Below are 10515 nucleotides of genomic sequence, written 5' to 3' on the forward strand. Positions count from 1 at the left end.
TTTTGTTAGGGACATGCATTTTGAAGGGAGAATTATCATGACAGTTGTCATTGAACAAGTAAAAGCACGCGAAATTTTTGATTCCAGAGGGAACCCCACAGTCGAAGCCGATGTCATTTTATCCGACGGGACACTTGGCCGTGCCGAGGTACCATCTGGTGCGTCTACCGGTGAAAAAGAAGCCGTTGAATTACGTGACGGCGGCACCCGACTCATGGGTAAGGGCGTCAGCAAGGCCGTTAACAACGTCAATACTGAAATCAACGCCGCATTAAAGGGCGCTGATCCATTCAATCAAGGCCACATCGACCAACTGATGATTGCCCTTGACGGCACCCCAAACAAAGCCCGGCTTGGTGCCAACGCCATCCTCGGTGTTTCAATGGCGACGGCACGGGCAGCAGCCATTGCCACCCATCAACCACTGTACCGCTACCTTGGCGGGACCGACTTGGAACTGCCGCAAACGTTCCACAACGTCATCAACGGTGGCGAACACACTGACAACGGCATCGATATCCAAGAATTCATGATCACCCCCGTTGAACGGACCAGCTTCCGCGACGGGTTTGAAAAAATCGCCAATACGTATCACACGTTGAAGAAGGTTATCGAAAAGGCTGGCTATCAAACTGGTCTTGGGGACGAAGGTGGGTTTGCGCCCGACCTGAACTCCTCTGAAGAAGCCCTGCAGATGCTGCACGAAGCCATTGAACAAGCTGGCTACACACCTGGTAAGGAAATCGCCATTGCGTTTGATGCCGCCGCATCCTACTTCTACAACAAGAACACCAAGAACTACGATTTCGAAGACAAGACCTACACACCAGCCGAATTAAGCGACTACTATGCGAATCTTTTAAAGACCTTCCCAGAAATTATTTCAATTGAAGACCCCTACTCTGAAGACGACTGGGACAACTTTGCAACCTTTACACAAAAATACGGCAAGCAGGTTCAAATCGTTGCTGACGATCCCGTCTGCACCAATCCTGCATTGATTCGTGATGCCATTTCAAAGGGAATGGCCAACTCGATCCTGATCAAGCTCAACCAGATTGGAACCGTCACTGAAACTCTTGAAGCCATTCGGTTAGCCCGCAAAAACGGCTACACAACCATGATGTCACACCGTTCTGGTGAGACTGGCGACACCTTCGTTGCTGACTTCACGGTGGCAACAAACGCCGCCCAACTGAAGTCCGGTGCCCCTGCCCGGTCTGAACGGGTTGAAAAGTACAACCAACTGTTACGGATCGAAGAAGAATTGGGCGAAGACAGCACGCGATTAGCGCACTTCCCTGACGATGTTTCGTTTGACTAACGCAACACATCCCGTAGCAGTTTGCTTCGGGGCTACATAGTGTCACCTAGCAAGTGACAGTGAATTCTATTGAAGAGGTGATTGCAATGACCACGCTGACCGGATTAACCAGCACGGAAGCAGCTAAACGCCTTGCTGATGCAGGCCCCAACGAGGTGCCAGAACCGCAATTCAGCTTTTTTAAAGCCACGATGAAACGCCTGTGGGAACCGTCCGCCTGGATCCTGGAAGCTGCCCTGATCCTCGAAATCGTTTTAGGCAAGGACCTGCAGGCGGGATTTATCGCCCTAATGTTAGGTTTTGCTGCGCTGAATGGTGCCATTCAAGAAGGTCGTGCGAGCCGCGTCCTTCATGAGCTCTCCCATGACCTCACCGTCACCGTTGCGGTCAATCGCGATAATCGTTGGCAAACCCTTTCGGCACGCGACTTAGTCGTTGGTGACCTGATCAGCCTTCAACCGGGAGACCTGCTGGCACCGAGGTCGTTCATGGTCAAAGCTTAGCGCGTGTGACCGCAACGGGAGCGGCCAGCCGAACAGGAAAAACGATCAGCCTGGTCAAACATGCTTCGCCCAACGGCCACCTCCAACAGTTACTCGGTAAAATCATCGGTTATCTCGCGATTCTTGATAGCGTTCTAGCAGTCATTTTAATCATTGCCGCCGTGATTCGCGGTGAAAATTTGATTGCGTTGCTGCCATTTTTAGCCATGTTGTTTATTGCGACGATTCCAATTGCCATGCCCTCAAGTTTTGCCGTCGCTAACGCCGTCGAAGCCAAGGTGTTAAGTCAGCATCACGTTTTGGTCAGCGACCTGACCGGGATTCAGGAAGCAGCTAATTTAAACTTGCTCTTAGTCGACAAGACTGGGACGATCACGGCCAATAAACCGAGTGTTGTCGCCTTTCAAAACACCAGCACACTCACGGATGACGAGGTCCTTGCGCTCGCAGTGGGTGCCACTGATGAACGGCATCCCAGCGTTGTTGACACGGCCATTCAAAATGCCGCTGCTAAGACCGCATCGCCCGCTTCACAGGTCACTAAGTACGTCCCGTTTACACCTGGTCTTGGCTACTCTCAAGCTACCGTCACAGTTGACGGGCAAGCACCAAAGACTGTGCGGTTAGGCGCTTACCGGGTACTCAGCGCTCAAGCAGAAAATACACCGATCATTTCCCGGGAAATACTCTCTCGTGGTCGTTCGGTTGCCGTTTTAGCAGATAACCAGTTGTTAGGTGTGTATATTCTGCAGGACCAACCGCGTTCAACGAGTAGACAGGCCATCGCTGATCTGCAGCAGCGCGGCATTCAGGTCATCATGTTAACGGGTGACCACCAACCAACAGCGGCAACGATTGCTGGTGAAGTTGGCCTTTCAGGGCAAGTTTTATCCTTTAGCGACATCACTGACACCACCGATATCGGCCAACTAGCAGGCATTGCGGACGTCGTTCCAGAAAATAAGCTCGCCATTACAAAACAACTTCAATCGGCCGGCTACATTGTCGGTATGACTGGCGACGGTGTTAACGATGCGCCGGCACTCAAACAAGCCGACGTTGGCATCGCCGTTGAAAACGCGGTCGACCTGGCAAAACAATCAGCCGGATGGTGTTAATGACACCCGGGTTGACCCCCATTGTCGACATTCTTGATAGCGGCCACCGGGTCTACCAGCGGATGATGACCTGGGCGATCACAAAACTGTCGCGAACTGCTGAACTCACGTTGTTTCTAACACTGGGTTACCTGTGGTTGGGCAACATCCCGCTTTCACTTAACGCCATGGTGCTTGTCGCTATTTTAAACGACCTGGTCACGCTGGTTCTCGGCACCGACAACACCGTCATTTCCCACCAACCAGAACAGTGGAACCTGAAGAAACTCAGCCGCATCGCCATTCTCTTAGCGAGTGGGTGGACGATCGTGGGCTTTGGTCTTCTCGCTTGGCTGCATGTCACAGGCGTTACACCGGGACGAATCAGCACGCTGCTCTTTATTTACTTGATTTTCAGTGCCATGGTCACCATTCTAATGACGCGAACAACGCGCCATTTCTGGAAAAGTCGCCCAAGTAACGCCGTTGTGACAGCCATTGGCGGTAACTGTGTGCTCACCCTCGTTCTGTCTTGGATCGGGCTTGGTATCGCGCAGGTTACTGTTACTTCGACAATAATCGTGATTGGGCTGGTGCTGCTTACCGGGATCGGGTTGTCGTTCTTGCCGTTGGGGAATTTGGCGAATCAGGATTAACTTAAGTATTTTTTGATGTGACGCAAAAATATGAAAATAAAAAACGCTGTCTGGAATTCCCGAATTAGGATTCCGGTCGGCGTCTTTTTTGAGTTTATGCGGGTTGATATCGATTTTTCAGAACGTTTAAGCGACGGTCAAATCCCCAATCGACTCCCCATCCGCATTAATCAGCTGCAACCAACTGTTAGTGCCACCAAAGTACAAAAACAGTCCGACTTCATTGACGCTTTTAAGCTGTACATCCGTCGTTGTCACAAAATTCTGATCAAAACTGGCCTTATTTTCATCACGCAATTGCTGCGTAAACCTAGCCGAGAAGCCCAGGGAGCCATCCTTATTTAACGGGGCCTCCGCCTTCATCTGCGCGCCGGCCTTAATGACCAATGCATTGCGTTTCGTCCAGTAGACCGTTGCTTTAGCCCCTTCATGATCAACCGTAAACGGCATGGTGGCAATTTCCTGACGCCAACTGTGCCGTGGCTTGCCACCCTTTTTTGTTACTGGTGCATTGGCCAAACTAAGTCCCATAAACGTCAACACTGGCAGCAGGTCATCAAGATACGCCCTAGTTGGTTTTACCTGATTAGTTGGCACCTTGGTTGTCGTCGCTTCGCCCGTGAGTTTAATTCCCGCTTGAATGGCATCATCCGCAATCATGCGTGCGAGGTACTGATAGGCACATCGTCCTGGAGTGATGCTGGCTAGCCTGTCATACTTGCGATTCTTTGCCAACTCAGACACGCCAACTAGTTGGCCCTTTTTAAAGAAGAGGTTGACTGAGCCATCGATTGGCTGCGCATCGCCGTTTCCCAAAACGATTTCCCCCATTGCGTCGTCCAGCTGAATCGTAAACCGATCCATTTCATAATTACCCGTAAATGATTGTGACATGTCAGCACCTCCAATAATAATACCTTTATCATGAGCTGGTTCAACGACAGAATCAAGGAAAAATACGCCGAGACGAGTCCGTTTTTATTAACCGCTTACATCGCTGGTGATACAATGAGCTCAAGAAAACAAATCGTTACTGGAGGTGTTCATATGACGAACGTCATTGTAATTACCGGCGGCACTGGCGGCATGGGATTTGCCACTGCAAGAAAATTAAGCAGCCGTGAAAATACGGTCATCCTACTCGCTGATTTAAACGGCGCGGCACTCGCAAACGCGAAAACAGCGCTGGCCGGACAAGCAGCCACCATTGAAACTGTCGTCTGTGATATCACATCGGAGGCGGATGTCACCTACATGGCTGATACTGCCGCCAACCTGGGTCACATTTCCGGCGTGATCCACACGGCTGGTGTCAGTCCCAGCATGGGTGATTATCGAAAGATCATTGCCATCAACGCGCTTGGAACCGTCAATGTCGACCAAGCATTTATTGACCTCACAGACCACAATTTTAGTCTGGTGAACGTCGCGTCGATGCCGGGGTATATGCTGCCTAAAATGATGATTCCTAAACACGCTTACAAGACCGTTGACCGGGACTCCGAGATTCTCTACCACCGCCTGTTGCAACGCTGTCAGCTGTTACCAAAAAACAGACGCGCACAGATGGCTTATCCATTGAGCAAAAATTTCGTCATGTGGTATACGGAACACATCTCACCCGTTTACGGTTCCCGTGGCGCCCACGTTGTATCGGTTTCCCCTGGTTCATTTGATACCAGTATGGGCCGCCTAGAAAAGGATAAGGGCGCTGGCGCAATGGTCAACTACGCGGCAATCAAACGCTTTGGCACCCCGCAGGAAGTTGGCGATCTCTTAGCTACCTAGTCACTGATGCCCCGGCCTATTTAACCGGCACCGATATTTTAATTGACGGTGGCGTTGTCGGACAGTTGCGGTTGCGAGATATGTTGTCTTTAACTTGAACCCAAATACAAGAAAATGCCGCTTCACTCAGTATCAAAATGAGTGAAGCGGCATTTTTAATAAAGTCAGTTTATTTCGTGTTCAACGAGTCCAGTAAGGTTGTCCCATTATCTTTAAAGATCTTGGCCTTCATCGTTTCAGACAATAACCCGGTCGTTTCCAATTGGTCTGCTAAATTCAACACAGCTGGCGTTGGGGTGTAAGGCGTATCTGAAGCGTATAACAGCTTGTCTGGGTCAACCAGTTGTAACAGAGCTGGTAACTGTTGCGGCAAGACCATCCCAGCAACATCAAAGTACAATCCATTCATTGCCGTTTTAATGTCAACTTGAGCATCCGTCAATTCGGGATTCAGTGACTGTGCCAATGACACCCGGTTAGCAATAATTGGTAAAACAGCACCAGCATGTGGGATGATAAATTTAATGTCTGGGTAGCGGGTAAAAATCTGGTTTTGCAGCATATTCAGCACTGTCCGTGTGGTGTCGAAGAAGAATTCAGCAATCGGTGCTGGAATCTGTCCGGCAACGTTTGGATCCAGGTTAGCTGGGGCATTAGGATGCAGTGCAACCAACGCGTGACGCTCGTTTAAGTGCGCCATCATAGCGTCTAACTTCGGGTCACCAACGTAGGTACCGCGACTGTTCGTCGGCAAGGTGAATCCGGTGGCACCGTTTGCGTACGCGTCATCGATGGCCTTGATACTTGCATCGACATACGGGAGTGGTAATGAGGCGAGAAAACCGATCTTATCCGGATACTTGGCGTGTTGTTCCGCCGCACATTCGTTCACTTCACTCGCTAATTCAATCGTCCCGTTTTGGTCACCCGTGTTGATGTGCGGTGATGAAATCGAGATCAAGGAGTAGTCAATGTTGACTTGGTCCATAATTTCCAGCGTTGTATCAATGGTGTATTCAGGTGTTTTCACACCGTCACCCATATCATTGAACTGGTCCTTTAAATATTTTTTGTACCCTGGTGACAGGTAGTGTGCGTGAAAATCAATTTTGTTAAAACTCATCGTATGATTCTCCTATCTGAAAATAGCTTCAAGTGTCGTCGCAAATCCCTCTGGCTTTTGCGCGTAACCCAAGTGACCACCAGGAATGTCATAAATCGTGACACCCCAATAATTAGCCAAGAAACGGTTAACATCTTGTGGATATGACCCGCGAGAATCTGTCCCGTTTAACAGGCTGATCCGGTCACTGTACTGCTTCAACTGGTCAATATCAATCTTTCGACTCGTGTACTGACGAATTTCATACTGGAACCAGAACTTCATCCCAGCTACGGCAGGATCGTCGTTACCATCCAATGAAACGGCCGGCTTCGCCATCATCTTAGCGTCCATTTCGCCCATCTTCATCGCCTTGCCAAACAGCTTCATTGCGGCACCCATATCCTGATCAAAGGCGGCCTTCACAATGGCGTTGTTGTCTGCCTGACCCTGATCGGCAGTTGGCAGGAAACTGTTGATTGGCGGTTCGTGGAAGGCAATCTGCTTCACAATTTCCGGATGGTCCTGCAACGTTTCCATCGCGACGATCGACCCTGAGCTGGACCCCATAATGGAAACGGGCTCGTCTGGGCTAAGCGTCGTTGCCAGTGCGGCAACATCGTCCGCATCCGTCTTCAAGCGGTACGTGCTGTGAATGTCAGCCGCTTCATCAGGCAACGCCTGCGTTAGCTTACTGTCGCCGAAGCCGCGCCGGTCATACGTAACAACGGTGAAATGTTCTTTAAAGTAGGCAGCGGCCTGCGTAAAAATGTTACCCGTACCGTTGGCACCAGGAATCAAGATCAATACCGGACCCTCACCCGTTGTCGTGTAGCTTAAATCAGCACCATTGCGCTTTAAAATTGTCATCAGCAAATCCTCCTTAATGGGTTAAATCTCATTGTTTTTAGTGTTCAAATCAAATTTCATATGGTATCTTTAACTCATGAAATGTATTATAAACTCATGTCATGAGTTTTGCAAGACAAAAGATTCTGGAGGTCTTTCATTTGAAAAAGGGACAACTAACCCGTGAGATCATTCTTGACCAAGCGGTGACCCTCGCTGGGGAAAAGGGACTTAACAACCTGACGTATAACGGTCTAGCACGAGCCGTCGGGATTCAACCGCAGTCCATGTACCGCTACGTCACCAATATCGCGGATGTGAAGGGCGGCGTTGTGGCCACCTATGTCAGCCATCTCGTCACCTATTTATACCATGAATTGCTGCCCTATTCTGGCAAAGATGCGCTCATCCAGTTGGCACTTAAATTCGTCAGTTTTACACAATCAGGCCTTTCATTTAATGACATGGTCTGGGGCATCTCAGCGTTTGGCGATGATCCGCAAGTCGCAGAGCAAATGACCGCCCTGCACGACTTGTCAGAAAAACTAATCACGGGCATCACAACCGATCAAGACCAGGTTAAGGCGAATACAGCACTATTCCTAGAATTCATCATCGGTCACTTGGGCTTAATGACGGCAAGTTCAAGACCAGTGGATCAGGGGCTGTTTGAACCGAATGTGGAGAGGGTGTTGGACTTGATGTAGAGTGTGAAGCAGGGCGGTTAAGGGGCAGAATGTAACGGACTCCGGCAGAAAATCCCGGGTCTGGATTTTTTGCCGGAGTCCGTTACATGGCCGCCCCTTGCCCTGCTGAACACGTTTAGTCTATATAACCGCGAAGCACAGCAGCCTAGATCACGCTGTATAATAAACCCACAATGAGTGGGCCTGACTTTTTGGTCAAAGTCCGTTACACGTTAATCCCGTGCCTTTCTGAACACGTTCAGTCCATATAACAGAAATACACACCACCCCAAATCAAGCAGAAAACAAAAACCACCCTCCAAAATCTGGCAAGGTGGTTTTAATAGTCGAAACAATAGAATGACGCCGTAATCCCATCACTAAAGACAACCGCGCCGTAACACGTACTGGTCTCAGCGGTTTTCCTTCATGCTCACGGTACCAAAACAATTCGGTTCTGCTTATCCTGCCCAGTCTCCAACGCCGCATGCGCCCACTTGGCATCGTCAAAGTGCTTGATCAAAATCGCATCATCCAATAACAGGCCCTGGCTAAACGCTGCGTTAATCGTCTTAGCTGCCTGTTGCAACTGATCAAGCGACGCATGACTGATCACAAACCCGTTCACGTGCTTTTGATTCATGTAGAAATCGCGCACATTGAACGTAAACAAATTACTCTTTGGTGCGGTGATCAGCGTCGTTTCGCCATTTCTTGCTAAGAGATTGATGTTCGTTTGAAAATCAACATTACCTGAGGTATCAATAATGTGATCAACACCGGCTGGAAGGAGTGCCGTCACCTTTTCCGCAAAATTTTCATGATAGTTGAACGTGCCTTGACTACCAAATTTAGCCAGCTTGGTAAAGTCCCGTTCGTTTGAGGTCGTGACAACGTTTAACCCCATCCGTTTTGCGAGCTGGACCAGCTTGGCACCAACGTGACCGGCAGCGCCCTCAATCAGGACTGATTGCCCAAATTCAGCTTGCATAACGTCGTTTAGAATGATTACTGCGGTTGCTGACGAGTGCACTGAGGCAATTAACTGTAAGTGATCAACGCCGGCCGGTACTGGTGCGAGGCGGTCTGCCGGCACTGCTGCCAAGGTACTCGTCACGCCCTGACGACCATCGTAGCCCATAGCATTCGTCCAGACGCTGTCACCCGGTTTAAACGCCGTAACTGCTGACCCGACAGCGATAACCTGGCCAACCATATCCCGCCCAATAACGTGGGGAAACGCAATATCCGTTTTGTAGGTGCCACTTCGAACATAGGTGTCAACGTGGTCGACCGCCACGCCTTCCACCTGCACCAATACATCCGTTTGCTGAATCTCTGGATCCGGTAATTCTCCCACTTGGATACTGCTGGCATCGCCAAGTTGTTTAATATAGGCCGCTTTCATTGTTCAATATCCTCTCTGACACAAGTTCATTTGGCTGTTTTCGCGTCATTTGATACCTCTAGTTTAATCCCTTTACCTGTATTTTGGATTTATTTTTGCCATTATTTAAAGTTTTTCAGTCAATCCGCCGTCCGATTTCACACCACCAGACGACCTGCTGTAGAATGAAGATACTCAGTAAACAGATAGGAGTCTTTCAAATGACAACAGAATGGGAGAAATGCCTTAACGGTGACCTGTACGATGCACATGATGCGACGTTTAAAACCCATAAGGCTCAAACCTACACCTTTTTAAACGCCTATAACCAAACGGCTTACGACAGTGGTCAGCTCGCCACGAACTACTGACAAAATACCTTGGCGCAATTGGGCATGATGCCACGCACGCCGTTTCTGTGTGACATGGCGGCTAACATCTACATCGGCAATAAAGTCTCCGTCAACATGAACTGCAGTTTAATGGACTCAAATCGAATTACCATTGACGATGAGACCATGATTGGCCCAAACGTGCAGATCTATACGGCAACTCATCCTGTGACCGTTGACGACCGACTAAACGCAGACTGGGACGCTCATCCGGAACAACATTTTGTGCGGACCAGAGCCTTGCCCGTCCATATTGAACACCAGTGCTGGCTTGGTGGCGGCGTGATCGTTTTGCCCGGCGTTACGATTGGTGCTGGATCGGTCATTGGCGCGGGCAGCGTTGTGACGCATGATATCCCAGCAGGTGTCGTGGCCGTTGGCAATCCCTGTCATGTGGTTCGGACACTGATTCAACAAGCTTAGGGAAAACAAAATCGCGCCACTGACCATGATTGTTGGGTGTTGTGATGGTTGGTGGGCGATTTTTTGTTTGGCGCTACTGGGCGCTCTGCGGTGTAGACTTTACGCGTTTTGCGTGGCACGAGGCTAACTGTGTGAGTCCCGCTGGGCAAAAAGTCTAGCCCGGACTTTTTGGGGTGATTTTGCTAAGTAGTTTTGGCTACTGCGCGCCCTTGTTACATGGACTAAACGCGTTTCGCAAGGCTGAGGGCTCCTGTGTGAGTCGCTCTGGTCACAAAAGTCAGACTTGGACTTTGTGGGTGATTTTATTG

General features: G+C 49.7%; 9 protein-coding genes and 1 pseudogene. 6 read left to right on the forward strand and 4 right to left on the reverse strand.

Annotated elements, in window-relative coordinates; translation table 11 throughout:
- Window positions 1–37 precede the first annotated feature (37 nt).
- Window positions 38–1324 carry a phosphopyruvate hydratase gene (gene eno, locus JCM11969_RS02015; RefSeq protein ID WP_054707616.1) on the forward strand — a complete coding sequence of 429 codons (1287 nt, stop codon included), beginning with the start codon at window positions 38–40 and terminating at the stop codon, window positions 1322–1324.
- Window positions 1325–1410: 86 nt separating this feature from the next.
- Window positions 1411–3580, forward strand: a pseudogene (locus JCM11969_RS02020) (HAD-IC family P-type ATPase).
- 126 nt (window positions 3581–3706) lie between these two features.
- Here JCM11969_RS02020 and JCM11969_RS02025 read toward each other — a convergent pair.
- Window positions 3707–4474: a hypothetical protein gene (locus tag JCM11969_RS02025; protein ID WP_054707619.1), complete on the reverse strand. Its 768-nt coding sequence runs from the start codon at window positions 4472–4474 to the stop codon at window positions 3707–3709.
- Window positions 4475–4627: 153 nt separating this feature from the next.
- Here JCM11969_RS02025 and JCM11969_RS02030 point away from each other — a divergent pair, with 153 nt between their 5' ends.
- A complete protein-coding gene (locus tag JCM11969_RS02030; protein ID WP_054707622.1) occupies window positions 4628–5368 on the forward strand; it encodes an SDR family NAD(P)-dependent oxidoreductase in 741 nt (246 codons plus the stop codon).
- 169 nt (window positions 5369–5537) lie between these two features.
- On the opposite strand, the gene JCM11969_RS02035 is transcribed toward JCM11969_RS02030, so the two are convergent.
- Window positions 5538–6491: an amidohydrolase family protein gene (locus JCM11969_RS02035; protein ID WP_054707625.1), complete on the reverse strand. Its 954-nt coding sequence runs from the start codon at window positions 6489–6491 to the stop codon at window positions 5538–5540.
- 12 nt (window positions 6492–6503) lie between these two features.
- Window positions 6504–7340, reverse strand: a complete 837-nt coding sequence (locus JCM11969_RS02040) for an alpha/beta fold hydrolase (protein ID WP_054707630.1) — start codon at window positions 7338–7340, stop codon at window positions 6504–6506.
- Window positions 7341–7480: 140 nt separating this feature from the next.
- Between JCM11969_RS02040 and JCM11969_RS02045 the strand changes: the two genes are divergently transcribed.
- Window positions 7481–8026, forward strand: coding sequence for a TetR/AcrR family transcriptional regulator (locus JCM11969_RS02045; protein WP_054707633.1), 546 nt, complete (start codon window positions 7481–7483; stop codon window positions 8024–8026).
- Window positions 8027–8438: 412 nt separating this feature from the next.
- Here JCM11969_RS02045 and JCM11969_RS02050 read toward each other — a convergent pair whose 3' ends face one another.
- A complete protein-coding gene (locus JCM11969_RS02050) occupies window positions 8439–9413 on the reverse strand; it encodes a zinc-binding dehydrogenase (RefSeq protein ID WP_054707636.1) in 975 nt (324 codons plus the stop codon).
- 200 nt (window positions 9414–9613) lie between these two features.
- Between JCM11969_RS02050 and JCM11969_RS18485 the strand changes: the two genes are divergently transcribed.
- Complete coding sequence (locus JCM11969_RS18485; protein WP_225353084.1) at window positions 9614–9763, forward strand: maltose acetyltransferase domain-containing protein; 150 nt, start codon at window positions 9614–9616, stop codon at window positions 9761–9763.
- A 24-nt stretch (window positions 9764–9787) separates the two neighbouring features.
- Window positions 9788–10207, forward strand: a complete 420-nt coding sequence (locus JCM11969_RS02055) for a sugar O-acetyltransferase (RefSeq protein ID WP_225353085.1) — start codon at window positions 9788–9790, stop codon at window positions 10205–10207.
- Window positions 10208–10515 lie beyond the last annotated feature (308 nt).

The organism is Secundilactobacillus paracollinoides DSM 15502 = JCM 11969 (assembly GCF_001311135.1).
Lineage (GTDB): Bacteria > Bacillota > Bacilli > Lactobacillales > Lactobacillaceae > Secundilactobacillus > Secundilactobacillus paracollinoides.